The organism is Pseudomonas lundensis, assembly GCF_002269125.1.
GTDB lineage: Bacteria > Pseudomonadota > Gammaproteobacteria > Pseudomonadales > Pseudomonadaceae > Aquipseudomonas > Aquipseudomonas lundensis_A.
Genome location: NZ_NQKI01000010.1, coordinates 97,235 through 113,951, shown reverse-complemented (window position 1 = coordinate 113,951; position 16,717 = coordinate 97,235). Strand labels below are relative to the sequence as shown.

Here is a 16,717-nt window from a genome sequence, read left to right as displayed (position 1 = left end):
TTATTCCTCGATTTCGTTCAGGTTGCGGCCTGCCAGAGCGGCCTTGACAGTCAAGTCCATACGGCGGGCAGCAAAGGCATCGGTCACTTGCGACAGACGTTTAGTCTGCTGCTCGATGGCGTAACCATCGGTGCCTTTCAACAATTCGGACAAGGCCTGCATTTGCAGTTCGATGACCATGCGCTCCTCGGCATCCAGCAGACGATCGCCATCTACCTCAAGAGCGGCCTGCACGGCTTCAATCAGACGCTGTGCATCGACTTGCTGCTCGCGCAACACACGCGCAACCTTGTCGTCACCGGCGTACTGGAACGAATCCTTGAGCATTTTGGCAATTTCGCCGTCGGTCAGGCCGTAGGACGGTTTTACCTGAATACTGGCTTCAACGCCCGATCCCATTTCGCGGGCCGACACGCTGAGCAAACCATCCGCATCCACTTGAAAGGTCACGCGAATTTTTGCAGCTCCAGCCACCATGGGCGGGATCCCACGCAACTCGAAACGGGCCAGTGAACGGCAGTCGCTGATCAGCTCGCGCTCACCCTGCAACACATGGATCATCATGGCCGTTTGGCCATCTTTGTAAGTGGTAAAGTCTTGTGCACGCGCCACCGGGATCGTGGTATTGCGCGGGATGACTTTCTCCATCAGGCCGCCCATGATCTCAAGCCCCAGGGACAACGGGATAACGTCCAGCAACAGCAACTCGCCACCATCGCGCTTGTTACCCGCCAGGGTATCGGCCTGAATCGCTGCACCAATGGCAACCACTTGATCCGGGTCGATATCCGTCAACGGCTGACGACCAAACATTTCAGCAACCGCTTCACGCACCCGCGGGACACGGGTCGATCCACCCACCATAACCACGGCTTGTACGTCTTCTACTTCAATATTGGCGTCGCGCACGGCACGACGACAGGCTTTGAGGCTGCGGGCGACCATGGGTTCTATCAGCGCATCGAAGGCTTCACGGCTCAATTGGGCTGACCATTTACCAAACGTAACAGTCACGCTTGGTGCGTCAGTCAGCGCTTCTTTGGCCGCGCAGGCGGCTTGCAGCAATTGACGCTGGGTGCCGGGATCCAGATTGGCCGACAAACCTGCCTGGGCAACCATCCAGTTGGCGATTGCATGGTCAAAATCGTCGCCGCCCAGCGCGCTGTCGCCGCCGGTGGCCAACACTTCGAACACACCACCGGTCAGACGCAGGATAGAAATGTCAAACGTGCCGCCACCCAAGTCATAGATAGCAACAACGCCTTCCGCCGACTGGTCAAGGCCGTAAGCCACCGCCGCAGCCGTCGGCTCATTGAGCAAACGCAAGACATTCAGACCGGCCAGTTTGGCCGCATCTTTAGTGGCCTGACGCTGAGCATCGTCAAAGTAAGCGGGAACCGTAATCACGGCACCGACCAATTCTCCACCCAGGGTTTTCTCGGCACGCTCGCGCAGCACCTTGAGTATGTCCGCCGACACCTCGACCGGGCTTTTAGGTCCTTGCACCGTCTCGATGAACGGCATGTGCGACTCACCACCGACAAAGCGATAAGGCAATTGCTCACCCAGCTGCTTGACGTCGGACAAGCCTCGCCCCATCAGGCGCTTGACCGACAGCACTGTATTGAACGGGTCGGCGCAAGCCGCCAGGCGGGCGGATTCACCCACCTCAATACGATCAGGGTGATAGCGCACAGCAGAAGGCAAAATGACGTTGCCGTTCGCGTCAGCCAAAGGCTCGGAAAGGCCACTGCGCAATGCAGCGACCAACGAATTGGTAGTGCCCAAGTCAATCCCCACAGCCAGACGGCGCTGGTGCGGTTGAGGACTTTGGCCGGGTTCGGCGATCTGCAGTAGGGCCATCGTTATCAGGACTTATCTGTAATCAGGCGTGCAATGGGAAAAGCACGGAGTTAATCGTCGAGGCGCTCTTCTAACTGGCGCACTTCGTAAGTGAGCTTGTCGAGGAACTGCATGCGCCGCATCAGGCGTTCTGCCTGTTCACGTTGCGCCACGTCATCCCAACAAGCAGCGAAGCTGTCGTTCAATGATTGCTGATCGAGTTTCAGTCGACGCTTGAAAGCTGCAATACCCGCCATGTCGGCGCTGTCGCGCAGATCTTCAAGTTCTTCGCGCCACTGCATCTGCTGCATCAAAAACTCGGGATCATGCACCGTTGCTTCCAGAGGCACCTCATTACCCTTGAGTTCGAGTAAATAACGCGCACGTCTGGATGGCGTTTTGAGGGTCTGGTAGGCCTCGTTAAGGCTAGCGGACTGCTCCAGCGCCAGACGCTGCTGTCGCTCGGAAGCATCGGCAAAACGATCCGGGTGAACTCCGCGCGCCAACTCACGGTAGCGCGCAGCCAACTGATCGAGATCCAGATTGAAGCTCGGTTGCAGTTCAAACAAAGCAAAATGACAAGGAGTACCCACGACTGGCCTCAAATGTTGAAGCTCTCGCCGCAGCCACATTCGCCGCGTACGTTAGGATTATTGAACTTGAAGCCTTCGTTCAGGCCTTCCTTGACGAAATCCAGCTCGGTGCCGTCAAGGTAGGTCAGGCTCTTTGGATCAATGATCACTTTTTCGCCATGGGTTTCGAAAACCTGATCGTCTTCGCCCACTTCATCGACAAACTCCAGCACATAGGCGAGGCCGGAGCAGCCTGTGGTGCGAACACCCAGACGAATCCCCTCACCTTTGCCGCGCCCGTCAAGGGAGCGGCGAATATGTCGGGCAGCCGCTTCTGTCATGCTGATAGCCATCGTGACTCCTTACCTCGTGCCAGTTTCTTCACCACATAGGCGCCATATAAGGGCGCAATGGATCAGATCAAACCTTTCTTCTGCTTATAGTCGCGGACTGCAGCCTTGATAGCGTCTTCAGCCAGTACCGAGCAGTGAATCTTCACAGGCGGCAGCGCCAGTTCTTCAGCCAACTGAGTGTTTTTGATGGTCTCTGCTTCATCCAGAGTTTTGCCTTTCATCCACTCGGTTGCCAAGGAGCTTGAAGCAATGGCCGAACCGCAGCCGTAGGTTTTGAACTTGGCATCTTCGATGATGCCCTGTTCGTTCACCTTGATCTGCAAGCGCATTACGTCGCCGCAAGCCGGGGCGCCGACCATGCCGGTACCGACATCCGGGTCTTCCGCGTTCATCTTGCCGACGTTACGCGGGTTCTCGTAGTGGTCAATGACCTTTTCGCTGTAAGCCATGGTACTAATCCTCACTCATCAGAGAGTCGCTCTGGAACCGCTGGAACGCTGCTGTTGCGGCATTTACAGCGGTTATTGGCGGCGACTTGAAATATCAGTGCGCCGCCCACTCGATTTTCGAGATGTCGACACCGTCTTTGTACATGTCCCACAGTGGCGACAGAGCGCGCAACTTGGTCACCGCCTCGCACACTTTCTGCGCGGCGTAATCGATTTCTTCTTCAGTAGTGAAACGCCCGAACGTGAAGCGAATCGAACTGTGGGCCAATTCATCGTTACGTCCCAGAGCGCGCAATACATAAGACGGCTCAAGGGAAGCCGAGGTACAGGCGGAACCGGAAGAGACAGCCAGATCCTTGAGCGCCATGATCAGCGACTCGCCTTCAACATAGTTGAAGCTCAAGTTCAGGTTGTGCGGCACGCGAGCAGTCATGCTGCCGTTCACGTACAGCTCTTCGAGGTGTTCAACCTGCTTGAAGAAACGATCGCTCAACGCCTTGATGCGCACGTTTTCAGCTGCCATTTCTTCTTTGGCGATCTGGAATGCCTCACCCATGCCCACGATCTGGTGGGTAGCCAGCGTGCCTGAACGCATACCGCGCTCGTGACCACCGCCGTGCATGGTCGCTTCAATTCGTACACGAGGTTTGCGGCTGACATACAACGCGCCGATACCTTTAGGGCCATAGGTCTTGTGCGCCGAGAAGGACATCAGGTCGACTTTGAGCTTGGCCAGGTCGATGTCTACCTTGCCGGTGGACTGAGCGGCGTCAACGTGGAACAACACGCCGCGCGAGCGAGTCAGCTCACCAATGGCAGCGATGTCGTTGATGGTGCCGATTTCGTTGTTCACGTGCATGACCGAGACCAGGATGGTGTCTTCACGCATGGCGGCTTCAACCATCGCTGGCGTTACCAGACCGTCTTCACCCGGCTCAATGTAGGTCACTTCAAAGCCTTCACGCTCCAGCTGACGCATGGTGTCGAGCACGGCTTTGTGTTCAATCTTGTCGGTGATCAGGTGCTTGCCCTTGGACGCATAGAAGTGCGCAGCGCCCTTGATAGCAAGGTTGTTGGCTTCGGTCGCGCCGGAGGTCCAGACAATTTCACGCGGATCGGCGTTTACCAGATCGGCTACCTGGCGGCGGGCGTTTTCAACTGCTTCTTCCGCCTTCCAGCCGAATACGTGGGAGCGCGAAGCCGGGTTACCGAAGTTCCCGTCAACCAGCAGGCAGTCACTCATCTTTTGAGCAACACGCGGATCAACCGGGGTGGTGGCTGAGTAATCAAGGTAAATCGGCAATTTCATGGACTATCTCCTAAATCAGGCTGGCTGGCGCACCGTCGTTTTTATGCAATCACTCGACGGCGGACGCTTCGATCTTATCCAGGTACTGCGCCTTGCCATTACAGCGGCGCTGATCCTGACGCTGGGCTACTTCTTGTACCTCACGGCGAGTGACAAGATCAGCCAAGCTGATACCGCTGAGAAACTCGTGGATTTGCAGGCTCAGGTCGCACCAGAGGTGGTGGGTCAGGCATGTATCGCCAGCATGGCAATCACCCAGGCCCTGGCAACGTGTCGCATCGACAGATTCGTTGACTGCATCGATTACCTGGGCAACCTGAATACCTTGCATGTCGCGCGATAGTTGATAGCCACCGCCTGGACCACGCACACTGGAAACCAGGCTGCTGCGGCGCAATTTGGCGAACAGTTGCTCAAGGTAGGAAAGGGAAATGCCCTGGCGTTCGGAAATATCGGCCAGGGACACCGGCCCGTGCTGTGCGTGCAACGCCAAATCGAGCATTGCAGTTACGGCGTAACGGCCTTTTGTAGTCAGTCTCATGGACAGGTACCACGGAATTCGGAATGGGGGCGAGTATGCTATTCCCGAGTATTTAAGTCAACTATTAGACCTAGTACTTTAGTCGGGATTACCCGCAAAACAGCGCGCGCATTGTAGCAGGGTCTGCGTCGTAATGGCACATGAGCAACACAGCGTTTGCTCATGCACCTACACGTCAAGGATTGAGAAAAGCGGCTTGCACAGCTCCCGCTCGCCGGTACAAAAAGCGCCTACTACGCTAGTCCGGTTTAATCTCTTCCTTACCCTGAACACAAGCGAAGTCTTCCTCGCGCAACGCCGGCAAATCCTTGGCGCAGTACGGACTCCCGAGATCCTTCAGTGCCCCGCACATACCGTCCAGCTTGCCATCGACTGCCTGCAAGTGATCCAGCAATTGAGCAATAGCGCGCGCCACAGGATCAGGCATGTCTTCGCTGACACCATAAGCATCGAACCCAATTTTTTCAGCCATTGCCTTGCGCCTGGCCTCCACATCGCCATCAGCCTTAATGATGATTCGCCCCGGAATACCCACCACCGTTGCGCCAGCCGGCACCGGCTTGGTGACCACAGCATTCGAGCCCACCTTGGCACCCGCACCCACCGTAAACGGGCCCAGCACTTTGGCACCCGCACCCACGACCACACCATTCTCCAGGGTCGGATGGCGCTTGCCTTTATTCCAACTCGTGCCGCCCAGGGTGACCCCCTGATAAAGCGTGACATCGTCACCGATCTCAGCAGTTTCGCCGATGACAATTCCCATACCGTGATCAATGAAGAAACGACGCCCTACCTTGGCCCCCGGGTGTATTTCAATCCCCGTCATCCAGCGCCCGAAGTTAGAGACCAGACGCGCCATCCACTTCCAACCGGCATTCCACAGCCACCCGGACAACCGATGCAGCCAAATGGCATGCATGCCCGGGTAACAGGTCAAGACCTCAAAAGCATTGCGCGCAGCAGGATCACGATGAAACACACTCTGGATATCTTCACGCAGACGCTCAAACATCATTAATCCTTGCGCTTTAGCAACTCGCCGCGGGCGGCTTTTTGGGTTTCGGTCAGAATGCCACGCAAAATATTCATCTCGGCACGACTTACCGCGCTGCGGCCATACAAGCGGCGCAGGCGCGCCATCAGATGACGCGGCTTCTCAGGATCGAGAAACTCGATCGCCACGAGGGTCTGCTCAAGGTGCTCGTAAAAACGCTCAAGCTCGTCCATGGTGGCCAACTCGCCACTTTTAGTGGAGGCCACTTCATCTTTCTCAACCTTGCTTGGCTGCCCCTGAGCGGCGAGCCAGGACATGCGAATCTCGTAACCCAGCACCTGCACTGCCGCCCCCAGGTTCAGGGAGCTGAACTCAGGATCCGACGGAATGTGCACGTGGTAATGGCAGCGCTGCAGCTCCTCATTGGTCAGACCGGAATCCTCGCGCCCGAAAACCAACGCAATTTCCGCCCCCTGAGTCGCCTCCTCCACAACCTTTTGCCCGCATTCGCGCGGATCAAGCAGCGGCCATGGAATCCGACGGTCGCGTGCACTGGTGCCCAGCACCAGATTGCATCCAACCAATGCATCTTCAAGGGTCGCTACCACTTGAGCATTTTCGAGGATGTCACCCGCCCCCGAAGCACGCGCATCGGCTTCGTGATGAGGAAACAGTCTTGGCTCAACCAGAACCAGTCGCGACAAGCCCATGTTTTTCATGGCACGCGCAGCACCGCCGATATTGCCGGGATGACTGGTATTGACCAGAACGACACGAATATTTGACAGCAATGGAAGCGCTCACAGACCGTTAAGAGGGTGCAAATCTTACCTAAGCCCATCACCTTACGCCACGAAAGCTAATGCAAACCTTCATATGCCAAACTTTTCTGCTAGAATGTTCGGCTTTCTTTAACGACCTAGGTGAAACGTCCATGCAGCCCATGCTGAATATCGCGCTGCGCGCCGCCCGCAGCGCCAGTGAATTGATTTTCCGCTCCATCGAGCGCCTGGATACCATCAAGGTTGACGAAAAAGACGCCAAGGATTACGTCTCTGAAGTCGATCGTGCTGCCGAACAGAAAATCATCGACGCCTTGCGCAAGGCTTATCCGACACACGGCATTCTCGGTGAAGAAACCGGTATGCACGCAGGCAGCGGCGAAGGCGCAGACTACTTGTGGATCATCGACCCGCTCGATGGCACCACCAACTTCCTGCGCGGCGTTCCGCACTTCGCCGTCAGCATCGCCTGCAAATACCGCGGCCGCCTCGAACACGCCGTAGTACTTGACCCGGTACGCCAGGAAGAATTCACCGCCAGCCGTGGTCGTGGCGCACAATTGAATGGTCGCCGCCTGCGTGTCAGCGGCCGCACCAGCCTGGAAGGTGCCCTGCTGGGCACCGGCTTCCCGTTCCGTGACAACCAGATGGACAACCTGGACAACTACCTGGGCATGTTCCGCAGCCTGGTTGGCCAGACCGCAGGCATTCGTCGCGCTGGCGCTGCAAGCCTCGACCTGGCTTACGTCGCCGCCGGTCGTTTCGACGCATTCTGGGAGTCGGGCCTGTCTGAGTGGGACATGGCTGCAGGTGCCCTGCTGATCCAAGAAGCGGGCGGCTTGGTCAGCGATTTCACTGGCAGCCACGATTTCCTTGAAAAAGGCCACATCGTTGCCGGTAACACCAAATGCTTCAAAGCTGTACTGACCGCTATCCAGCCGCACTTGCCAGCCTCGCTGAAGCGTTAAGCGAACCGCGCAAATAAAAAAGCACCCTGTCGGGTGCTTTTTTTTGGCCATTGTTTCCAACTGCCCTATTCTGTGAAGCAACGAAGCTGCGATCAACTCCACAGCCTTGCCAGCGACCTTAATTCAGTATCAGCTTGCCCTGCTTGTCGACGGCAATTTCACTGCCAGGCTCGCGATCCATCCGCACCTTGCCTTCCTTGCCATCCAGCACGTAACGCACGTCGTAGCCGACAACCTTATCGCTGATGTCATTGACAGTGTTACAGCGGGTCTGAGTCGTGGTGTAGGTATCACGGTTCTGCATGCCTTCCTGAACCTTGTTGCCAGCATAGCCACCACCTACAGCACCAGCAACGGTCGCAATCTTCTTGCCGTTACCACCGCCCACCTGATTACCCAACAAACCACCCGCTACAGCGCCAATAACACTACCAACGATTTGATGCTCGTCCTTAACCGCTGCGCGGCGGGTGACAGTCACATCCTTACACACCTCACGAGGGGTTTTAATCTGTTGCTTGACCGGCTGAACAGCCAGCACCTGCGCAGACTCAGGGGCTTTAACCAAGCTGTAAGTAGCAACAGCACCACCGGCAGTCACACCGACAGCACCCAAAACAGCACCTACCAGCAAAGATTTATTCACGTGAACCTCCAGGCCTTTCTACGCAGGAACAATCCCGCGCTAATCCCAGCCTTGGAGCATAAAAAAAGGCGCGAGTTCAATACTCGCGCCTTTTTAGTGACCATTGGCCATCAACTAACTGTCATGGACGGTCGTCGATTTCCTTCTCACTCGCCACTGGCGGAATCAGGTCCTCAGCATTGAGGTTCAGCCAGATCAGCACCACGTTGGCGATGTAGATCGACGAGTAAGTACCCGCCAGAACCCCAACGAACAGGGCAATCGAGAAGCCCCACAGATTGTCACCACCGAAGATCAGCAATGCCGCAATCGCCAGCAACGTGGAGATTGAGGTCGCCATGGTCCGCAGCAGGGTCTGCGTGGTCGAGATGTTGATGTTCTCGATCAGGCTCGCCTTGCGCAGCACACGGAAGTTCTCCCGCACACGGTCAAACACGACGATGGTGTCATTGAGCGAGTAACCAATGATAGCGAGCACTGCCGCCAACACGGTCAGGTCAAACGTGATTTGAAACCACGACAACACACCCATGGTCACGATCACGTCGTGCACCAGCGAAACAATGGCACCGACCGCGAACTTCCACTGAAAGCGGAACGCGAGGTAAAGCATGATGCCACCCAAGGCCATGAGCATGCCCAGACCACCCTGGTCGCGCAGCTCTTCACCCACTTGCGGCCCCACGAACTCGACACGCTTGATCACGGCCGGGTTATCGGTATCCGCTTGCCCCAATGCCGCAGCCACCTTGTTGCCCAACAACGGATCATCACCCGGCATGCGCACCAGCAAGTCAGTGGTCGCGCCGAAGCTCTGCACTACCGCATCGTGAAAACCCGCGGTCACCAGCTCGTTGCGCACTTTCGTCAGATCAGCCGGCTTCTCGTAGGTCAGCTCGATGAGCGTACCGCCAGTGAAGTCCAGGCCGTAGTTCATGCCTTTGTGGAACATGCTGAACAAGGCCAGCACGGTAAGCAGCACAGTGACGCCGAACGCAATGTTGCGAACGCCCATGAAGTTGATTGTACGTAACATGGCAGCCCCTTAAATCCACAACTTCTTGAAGTCCCGACCGCCGTATACCAGGTTGACCAACGCGCGGGTCACCATGATGGCCGTGAACATCGAGGTAAAGATCCCGAGGGACATGGTCACCGCAAAGCCTTTGACCGGCCCGGTACCCATGGCAAACAGAATCCCGCCGACCAACAGGGTTGTCAGGTTGGAGTCGACAATCGCCGTGAACGCACGATTGAAGCCTTCATTGATCGCCCGCTGCGGCGTCATGCCATTGGCAATTTCCTCGCGAATGCGCGAGAAGATCAGCACGTTGGCGTCGACCGCCATACCCATCGTCAACACGATACCGGCGATACCCGGCAGGGTCAGTGTTGCGCCCAGCAACGACATCAAGGCCAGCAGCAAGACCATGTTGCCCGCCAGCGCCACCGTCGCAATCACACCGAAGAAACGATAGATCGCGATGATGAAGATGGACACGAACAGCATGCCCCACAGCGACGCATCAATACCCTTGGTGATGTTGTCGGCACCCAGGCTCGGGCCAATGGTGCGCTCTTCAGCGAAGTACATCGGCGCAGCCAGACCACCGGCACGCAACAGCAGCGCCAATTCAGAAGCCTCACCCTGACCGTTCAAACCGGTAATCCGGAACTGACTGCCCAGCGGTGACTGAATAGTGGCCAGACTGATGATCTTTTTCTCTTCCTTGAAGGCCTGAACCGGCACTTCTTTCTCGACACCATCAACCACTTGCTTGGTGTAAGTCGTCACCGGCTTCTGCTCGATGAAGATCACCGCCATGCTGCGACCGACGTTACTGCGAGTGGAACGACTCATCAACTCGCCACCGTGACCATCAAGCTTGATGTTCACCTGTGGACGGCCATGCTCATCAAAACCTGCCTGCGCATCCGTTACCTGATCACCGGTAATGATCAGACCACGCTCAATTTGCGCGGAAGGACGATTGCCCTCACGGAATTCGAACGTCTCGGAAGTGGCTTTGGAAGCGCCCGGCTCTGCCGCCAGACGGAACTCAAGGTTGGCCGTCTTGCCCAGAATACGCTTGGCTTCGGCGGTGTCTTGCACGCCCGGCAGCTCGACCACGATGCGGTTGGCACCCTGACGCTGAACCAAAGGCTCGGCAACACCCAACTCGTTGACCCGGTTACGGACAGTTGTCAGGTTTTGCTTGATGGAATATTCACGGATTTCCGCCAGCTTGGCCGGGGTCATCGCCAGACGCAGCACCGGCTGACCATTGAGGTCGGCAGCGGTAATGTCGAAGTCGTTAAAGTTTTTGCGAATCAGGCTACGTGCTTGCTCACGGGTCGCCTCGTCGGCAAAGCCCAACTGAATGGCGCCATTGAGTTGCGGCAGACTGCGATAGCGCAGTTTGTCTTTGCGCAACAGGCTTTTGACGTCGCTTTCGTACACTTTCATGCGCGCGTCAACGGCCTTGTCCATGTCCACTTCCAACAGGAAATGCACACCACCCGACAAGTCCAGACCCAGTTTCATCGGGTGAGCACCCAGGTTACGCAGCCATTGCGGCGTGGTCTGAGCCAGGTTCAGTGCAACGACATAGTCGTCACCCAGTGCCTTGCGCACCACATCCTTGGCCGGCAACTGATCATCTTTGCTCGCCAGACGCAACAAGCCGCCCTTGCCATTTTGGGCCAGTGTCGCGCCTTTCACCGCAATACCAGCATCTTTGAGCGCCTTGCTCGCACGCTCCAGGTCAGCTTCGGTGACTTGCAGCGCCGTGCTCGCGCCCGACACCTGAATTGCAGGGTCATCCGGGTAGAGATTGGGAGCGGAATAAATAAAACCGATCGCCAGCACCGCCAGGATCAGTACGTATTTCCACAGAGGGTATTTGTTCAGCATCAATCACGCCGCCCGCTTAGAACGCGGGGCGCCTTGCGCGCCCCGTCGATTGTTAAAAGTTGAAACTTTAGATCGCTTTCAGCGTGCCTTTAGGCAACGTGGCGGCTACAGCGCCCTTCTGAATTTTCAGCTCGACAGTGTCAGACACTTCAATCACAACAAAAGCGTCAGTCACTTTGGTGATTTTGCCGGCGATACCGCCAGTGGTAACGACTTCGTCGCCTTTTTGCAGGTTACCCAACAGGGCTTTCTGCTCTTTGGCGCGCTTGGCCTGCGGGCGCCAGATCATCAAGTAAAAGATGACCAGGAAGCCGACCAGGAAAATCCACTCAAAACCAGTACCGGCTGGGCCAGCAGCAGGTGCAGCAGCGTCCGCGAAAGCGGGAGAGATGAAAAAGCTCATTAAGCACTCCAGTTGCAAAAAGTGTTTCTTAGGGTCCGAAAATCAGTCCAGGGGCGGTACAGGCAACCCGCGCTTGGCATAGAAGGCATCGACAAAGGCGGCCAATGTACCCTGTTGAATAGCCTCGCGCAAACCAGCCATGAGCACCTGATAGTGGCGCAAATTGTGGATGGTATTGAGCATGCTGCCCAGCATTTCGCCGCACTTGTCCAGGTGGTGCAGATAAGCACGGGAGAAGTTCTGGCAGGTATAGCAATCACAGGTCGGATCCAGCGGCGAATCATCATGGCGATGAAATGCATTGCGGATCTTCAACACACCAGTGTCGATAAACAGATGCCCGTTGCGGGCATTACGGGTTGGCATCACGCAATCGAACATGTCCACACCGCGGCGCACACCCTCCACGAGATCTTCAGGCTTGCCAACCCCCATAAGGTAACGAGGTTTGTCAGCCGGCATCATGGCGGGCAAGTAGTCCAGCACCTTGATCATCTCGTGCTTGGGCTCACCGACCGACAGACCGCCGATAGCCAGACCATCGAAACCGATCTTGTTCAGCCCCTCCAGCGAACGCTCGCGCAGGTTCTGGTGCATGCCGCCCTGAACGATACCGAACAGTGCCGCCGTGTTGTCGCCATGGGCGTTTTTGGAACGCTGAGCCCAGCGCAACGACAGCTCCATCGAAACACGGGCCACGTCTTCATCAGCCGGGTACGGGGTGCATTCGTCGAAAATCATCACCACATCAGAACCCAGGTCACGCTGGACCTGCATCGACTCCTCGGGCCCCATGAACACCTTGGCGCCATCGACCGGGGAAGCGAAAGTCACGCCCTCTTCTTTAATCTTGCGCATGGCGCCAAGGCTGAACACCTGAAAGCCGCCCGAGTCGGTCAGGATTGGCCCTTGCCACTTCATGAAGTCATGCAAGTCGCCGTGCTTCTTGATGACTTCAGTGCCCGGGCGCAACCACAGGTGAAAGGTGTTGCCCAAAATCATCTGCGCGCCAATCGCTTCGATGTCGCGCGGCAGCATGCCTTTGACCGTGCCGTAGGTACCTACCGGCATGAACGCAGGGGTTTCCACCACACCACGCGGGAAGGTCAGACGACCGCGACGCGCCTTGCCATCAGTGGCCAGCAGCTCGAAGGACATACGACAGTTGCTCATGCTTGATCCTCTGGGGCCGGGGCGGGAGCCGTCGGCGCAGGATTGCGGGTGATGAACATTGCATCACCGTAACTAAAGAAGCGGTACCCATGCTCAACCGCAGCCTTGTAGGCCGCCATGGTTTCGGGATAACCGGCGAACGCCGAAACCAGCATCAACAGCGTGGATTCCGGCAAATGGAAGTTGGTTACCAGCGCATCGACCACATGAAACGGCCGGCCCGGGAAGATAAAAATGTCTGTGTCACCACTGAACGGCTTGAGCGTACCGTCGCGCGCCGCACTCTCAAGCGACCGCACACTGGTAGTACCAACGGCAATCACGCGACCACCCCGTGCGCGGCAAGCAGCCACGGCGTCGACTACATCCTGGCCCACTTCCAGCCATTCGGTATGCATGTGGTGATCTTCAAGACGCTCAACCCGCACCGGCTGGAACGTGCCAGCCCCTACGTGCAACGTCACGAATGCGGTCTCAACACCTTTGGCGGCGATGGCCTGCATCAGCGGCTCATCGAAATGCAGCCCGGCCGTAGGCGCTGCAACAGCGCCAAGACGTTGAGCGTAGACCGTTTGATAACGCTCACGGTCGGAACCTTCGTCAGGCCGATCAATGTAAGGCGGCAATGGCATGTGCCCGACACGGTCCAACAATGGCAGTACTTCTTCAGCAAAGCCCAGCTCGAACAACGCATCGTGGCGCGCCAGCATCTCGGCCTCGCCCCCGCCATCGATCAGGATTTTCGAGCCCGGTTTCGGCGACTTGCTGGAGCGCACATGCGCCAGCACCCGATGGCTGTCGAGCACGCGCTCAACGAGGATTTCCAGCTTGCCACCCGAGGCCTTCTGGCCAAACAGGCGGGCCGGAATCACCCGGGTATTGTTAAACACCATCAAATCGCCGAGCTGCAAATGTTCAAGCAAATCAGCGAATTGACGATGAGCCAGCGCCCCGCTCTCCCCATCCAGGGTCAGCAGGCGGCTGTTGCGGCGCTCCGCCAAAGGATGGCGTGCGATGAGCGAATCAGGGAGTTCGAAAGTAAAGTCAGCAACGCGCATGATAGGTTTCGTCTAGCAGGGCCGGGGAGTTTAACGGAGTTAGCAAAAATAGACCAATAAGTTGTTGACCGACCTAAATCTCATCTCTATACTTCGCCGCCATTGAGCCCTGATGGCGGAATTGGTAGACGCGGCGGATTCAAAATCCGTTTTCGAAAGAAGTGGGAGTTCGAGTCTCCCTCGGGGCACCATCTTAAAAAAAGACCTTGAAATTCAAGGTCTTTTTTTTCGCCTGCAGAAAAGTGAACACTGCCGTCCGGCACCTTTAAAACAGGAAATCTCTATATGGAATCGTCGCTGGAGACTGTCGCCCTTTTCTCTCTCAAGTTGGTCTATGAGACCGACGGTCATAGTCCGATTCTGCGCGACGACCCTGTAATGGATGAGTATCAGCGCGAAGTGTTTGCGTTGCTGGTGCGCAACGACGATGTGCCTGCCATTCAGGCAAAAATGGCCGATTGCCTGAACTTGGCACTGAACGCTTTAGGCAGCGCACAGAAGCCATTGGGACGCGAGCTGCACAAGCTCGCCACCGCCTTCGCCCACGCTCAGACCCTGGAGCAAATGGGCACCCCGCTGACCCACCTCAGGGGTTATTTGAAAGACATTCAGTGATCTGCGTCCTGGAAGGTCTCCAGATAAGCCAGCAGGTTGTCGATTTTCTCCTGATCGCTAATCCCCCAGAAAATCATGCGCGTGCCACTGACCACTTTCTTCGGCGCCTCGATGTAGGCCGCCAGTTTGTCTCTGGTCCACACCACGCCTGAATTTTTCATGGCGTCAGAGTATTGATAGTCCTTGGTTGCCGCGGCAGGCCGCCCGATCACACCATTAAGTTGTGGGCCAAAACCGCCCCGGGCGCCTTTGCCGATGCTGTGGCAGCCCGCGCACATTTTCGTGAATAACCTGCCGCCCGCTTCAGCATCCCCCGCTGCGACGGCCGATGAGCTCATCATTCCGGCAGCGACAATCAGGGCCAGGCCTGGCAAGACGGGGGATTTCATGGGCGACTCCAGTCAGATGTTGCAAACAATGTCAGTGACCAATTATGCCCGCACCCGCGACGTCTCTCCAATCACGACCCGACACCGTTGTGTATGCATCCGCGCACGCAGTGATTGCAGTGGCCATCATCTCGCCGCTACTATTGAGAACTATTCGCACTCACATCTGGACGCCAACCGGTGCATTCTCCTTCGACCAGCAAGCTGGGTTTCTTTTTCAGCGATCATCATCGCTGGTTGCTGCAACACATTCAGCGCCGCTTACGTAATCACGCCGACGCACAGGACACGGCGGCGGACACGTTTTGCCAGTTGCTGGCGGCCCAGGTGGATACGGACAGCATTGAGCAACCCCGTGCTTACCTCTCGACCATTGCCCGGCGGCTGATCTTCGATCGTCACCGGCGACGCCAGCTGGAACTGGCCTACCTGGAGCGATTGGCGCTGTTGCCGGAAGCCGTCGCCCCCTCGCCAGAAGAACAACTGCAACTGACCGAAGCACTGATTGCCATTGACCGCGCGCTCGACGGCTTGCCGATGGCGGTCAAAGCCACATTCCTTTACAGCCAGCTCGACGGTTTGAGCTACGTGGCCATCGCTCAAAAGCTGGGGCTTTCAGAACGCACCGTCAGCCGCTACATGAAGCAAGCCTTGCGCATGTGCTACCTGTGCGAGGCCAGCCAATGAGCAAGCCGCAACTGGACCCGCTCAGCGAACAGGCGATTGACTGGATGGTCAAACTGCGCGCCGAGACGCCCACGCCGGATCTGCTCAAGCGCTTCACGTGTTGGCTCAATCACGACCCGGCTCACCAGCAGACGTGGACCACGCTGCAAAACCGCATCGGCGCCTCGTTCAACCCATTGCGCGCACTGGATAACCGCGTACCCGGCCAGGCCAGCGAAGCCCGCAAGGTCCTGCTTCAACCCCACACCACGCGGCGTGACGCCTTGCGCATGATCGCAGGGCTGGGAGTGCTGGGCGGCGGTGTATGGCTCGGCGCAAAAAGCCCGTCTGGTGTTTCCTTGCTGGCCGACCTGTCAACGGGCCGCGCTCAACGTCAAGACTTCAATCTGGCAGATGGCAGCCACTTGAGCCTCAATGCCAACAGCGCCGTGGACCTGCACTTCGATGCCGCTCAACGCCTGCTCATCTTGCGCCGCGGCGAACTGGTGATTCAGGTAGCGCCCGATCCACAACGGCCCTTGCGGGTGCGTACGGCGCAGGGTGAAGTCCGCGCCTTGGGCACGCGCTTTCTGGTGTCTCAAGAGCACGGGGTCAGCCGCGTCGTGGTGTTGCAGCATGCCGTTGAAACCCGCCTGCCCAACGGCGCTACGCTTAACCTGCAAGAAGGCCAGTCAGCGCTGCTGCATGCCGACCGCATCACCCCGGCGCCTGGTGAACAACGCCAGCGCGCCGACTGGCAAAGCGGCAGGCTGAACGTGCTGGATGATCCGCTGGAGCAGGTCGTGGATGCGTTGAGGCCTTATACCCGTGGCTTCGTACGCGTGGCGCCCGAGGTACGGCAATTACGCGTACAGGGCGTGTATCCGCTCAACGATCCCCAGCGGGCATTCGCCGCACTGGCAGAAACCCATGCCATTCGCGTGGATCACTACAGCCCATGGCTGACCGTGATCAGCGCCCGATGAGAGTGATGTTTTCTTTTTGAACATTAATCGTATTTGTGTCCGGTTTTCATTTCT

19 protein-coding genes and 1 tRNA gene are annotated in these 16,717 nt (G+C 57.2%); 5 read left to right on the top strand and 15 right to left on the bottom strand.

The window, feature by feature from the left end; genetic code table 11:
* From hscA to trmJ, 8 genes are all read right to left on the bottom strand, one after another.
* Nucleotides 1-1,863 carry a Fe-S protein assembly chaperone HscA gene (hscA, locus tag CJF39_RS08990; protein WP_094993092.1) on the bottom strand — a complete coding sequence of 621 codons (1,863 nt, stop codon included), beginning with the start codon at nucleotides 1,861-1,863 and terminating at the stop codon, nucleotides 1-3.
* Between the two features lie 50 nt (nucleotides 1,864-1,913).
* Nucleotides 1,914-2,435: a co-chaperone HscB gene (gene hscB / locus CJF39_RS08985; protein ID WP_094993091.1), complete on the bottom strand. Its 522-nt coding sequence runs from the start codon at nucleotides 2,433-2,435 to the stop codon at nucleotides 1,914-1,916.
* An 8-nt stretch (nucleotides 2,436-2,443) separates the two neighbouring features.
* Nucleotides 2,444-2,767 (bottom strand): iron-sulfur cluster assembly protein IscA, encoded by a 324-nt coding sequence (iscA, locus tag CJF39_RS08980; protein WP_047273844.1) that lies wholly within the window; start codon nucleotides 2,765-2,767, stop codon nucleotides 2,444-2,446.
* A gap of 62 nt (nucleotides 2,768-2,829) precedes the next feature.
* Nucleotides 2,830-3,216, bottom strand: coding sequence for a Fe-S cluster assembly scaffold IscU (iscU, locus tag CJF39_RS08975; RefSeq protein ID WP_007929523.1), 387 nt, complete (start codon nucleotides 3,214-3,216; stop codon nucleotides 2,830-2,832).
* 94 nt (nucleotides 3,217-3,310) lie between these two features.
* On the bottom strand, nucleotides 3,311-4,525 hold the full coding sequence (locus tag CJF39_RS08970; protein WP_094993090.1) for an IscS subfamily cysteine desulfurase: 1,215 nt from the start codon (nucleotides 4,523-4,525) through the stop codon (nucleotides 3,311-3,313).
* 49 nt (nucleotides 4,526-4,574) lie between these two features.
* Nucleotides 4,575-5,066: a Fe-S cluster assembly transcriptional regulator IscR gene (iscR, locus tag CJF39_RS08965; RefSeq protein ID WP_094993089.1), complete on the bottom strand. Its 492-nt coding sequence runs from the start codon at nucleotides 5,064-5,066 to the stop codon at nucleotides 4,575-4,577.
* 238 nt (nucleotides 5,067-5,304) lie between these two features.
* Nucleotides 5,305-6,081, bottom strand: a complete 777-nt coding sequence (gene cysE, locus CJF39_RS08960; RefSeq protein WP_094993088.1) for a serine O-acetyltransferase — start codon at nucleotides 6,079-6,081, stop codon at nucleotides 5,305-5,307.
* A gap of 2 nt (nucleotides 6,082-6,083) precedes the next feature.
* Nucleotides 6,084-6,854, bottom strand: a complete 771-nt coding sequence (trmJ, locus tag CJF39_RS08955; protein ID WP_094993087.1) for a tRNA (cytosine(32)/uridine(32)-2'-O)-methyltransferase TrmJ — start codon at nucleotides 6,852-6,854, stop codon at nucleotides 6,084-6,086.
* 143 nt (nucleotides 6,855-6,997) lie between these two features.
* On the opposite strand from trmJ, the gene suhB reads away from it, so the two are divergent.
* A complete protein-coding gene (gene suhB / locus CJF39_RS08950) occupies nucleotides 6,998-7,813 on the top strand; it encodes a type III secretion system regulator SuhB (protein WP_094993086.1) in 816 nt (271 codons plus the stop codon).
* A 118-nt stretch (nucleotides 7,814-7,931) separates the two neighbouring features.
* Here the strand turns inward: suhB and CJF39_RS08945 are convergent, their stop codons facing one another.
* From CJF39_RS08945 to queA, 6 genes are all read right to left on the bottom strand, one after another.
* The gene (locus CJF39_RS08945; RefSeq protein ID WP_094993085.1) at nucleotides 7,932-8,459 is read right to left on the bottom strand and encodes a glycine zipper 2TM domain-containing protein; all 528 of its coding nucleotides are present in this window, start codon (nucleotides 8,457-8,459) and stop codon (nucleotides 7,932-7,934) included.
* Nucleotides 8,460-8,580: 121 nt separating this feature from the next.
* Entirely contained in the window at nucleotides 8,581-9,495 is a 915-nt protein-coding gene (gene secF, locus CJF39_RS08940) for a protein translocase subunit SecF (protein ID WP_094993084.1), read from the bottom strand.
* A 9-nt stretch (nucleotides 9,496-9,504) separates the two neighbouring features.
* On the bottom strand, nucleotides 9,505-11,373 hold the full coding sequence (gene secD, locus CJF39_RS08935; protein ID WP_094993083.1) for a protein translocase subunit SecD: 1,869 nt from the start codon (nucleotides 11,371-11,373) through the stop codon (nucleotides 9,505-9,507).
* Nucleotides 11,374-11,440: 67 nt separating this feature from the next.
* A complete protein-coding gene (yajC, locus tag CJF39_RS08930; RefSeq protein WP_047273832.1) occupies nucleotides 11,441-11,776 on the bottom strand; it encodes a preprotein translocase subunit YajC in 336 nt (111 codons plus the stop codon).
* Nucleotides 11,777-11,818: 42 nt separating this feature from the next.
* Nucleotides 11,819-12,934, bottom strand: a complete 1,116-nt coding sequence (gene tgt / locus CJF39_RS08925; RefSeq protein WP_047281236.1) for a tRNA guanosine(34) transglycosylase Tgt — start codon at nucleotides 12,932-12,934, stop codon at nucleotides 11,819-11,821.
* 11 nt (nucleotides 12,935-12,945) lie between these two features.
* On the bottom strand, nucleotides 12,946-14,007 hold the full coding sequence (gene queA, locus CJF39_RS08920) for a tRNA preQ1(34) S-adenosylmethionine ribosyltransferase-isomerase QueA (protein WP_094993082.1): 1,062 nt from the start codon (nucleotides 14,005-14,007) through the stop codon (nucleotides 12,946-12,948).
* Nucleotides 14,008-14,113: 106 nt separating this feature from the next.
* On the opposite strand from queA, the gene CJF39_RS08915 reads away from it, so the two are divergent.
* Together CJF39_RS08915 and CJF39_RS08910 are read left to right on the top strand one after the other, a co-directional pair.
* Nucleotides 14,114-14,198, top strand: a tRNA-Leu gene (locus tag CJF39_RS08915).
* 94 nt (nucleotides 14,199-14,292) lie between these two features.
* The gene (locus CJF39_RS08910) at nucleotides 14,293-14,622 is read left to right on the top strand and encodes a hypothetical protein (protein WP_094993081.1); all 330 of its coding nucleotides are present in this window, start codon (nucleotides 14,293-14,295) and stop codon (nucleotides 14,620-14,622) included.
* Here CJF39_RS08910 and CJF39_RS08905 read toward each other — a convergent pair.
* Nucleotides 14,616-15,011 carry a c-type cytochrome gene (locus tag CJF39_RS08905; RefSeq protein ID WP_094993080.1) on the bottom strand — a complete coding sequence of 132 codons (396 nt, stop codon included), beginning with the start codon at nucleotides 15,009-15,011 and terminating at the stop codon, nucleotides 14,616-14,618. The two genes, CJF39_RS08910 and CJF39_RS08905, sit on opposite strands and share 7 nt — an antisense overlap.
* 180 nt (nucleotides 15,012-15,191) lie before the next feature.
* On the opposite strand from CJF39_RS08905, the gene CJF39_RS08900 reads away from it, so the two are divergent.
* A complete protein-coding gene (locus CJF39_RS08900; RefSeq protein ID WP_094993079.1) occupies nucleotides 15,192-15,698 on the top strand; it encodes a sigma-70 family RNA polymerase sigma factor in 507 nt (168 codons plus the stop codon).
* Complete coding sequence (locus CJF39_RS08895; protein WP_094993078.1) at nucleotides 15,695-16,663, top strand: FecR family protein; 969 nt, start codon at nucleotides 15,695-15,697, stop codon at nucleotides 16,661-16,663. The genes CJF39_RS08900 and CJF39_RS08895 overlap by 4 nt, the downstream gene beginning before the upstream one ends.
* Nucleotides 16,664-16,717: the final 54 nt, after the last annotated feature.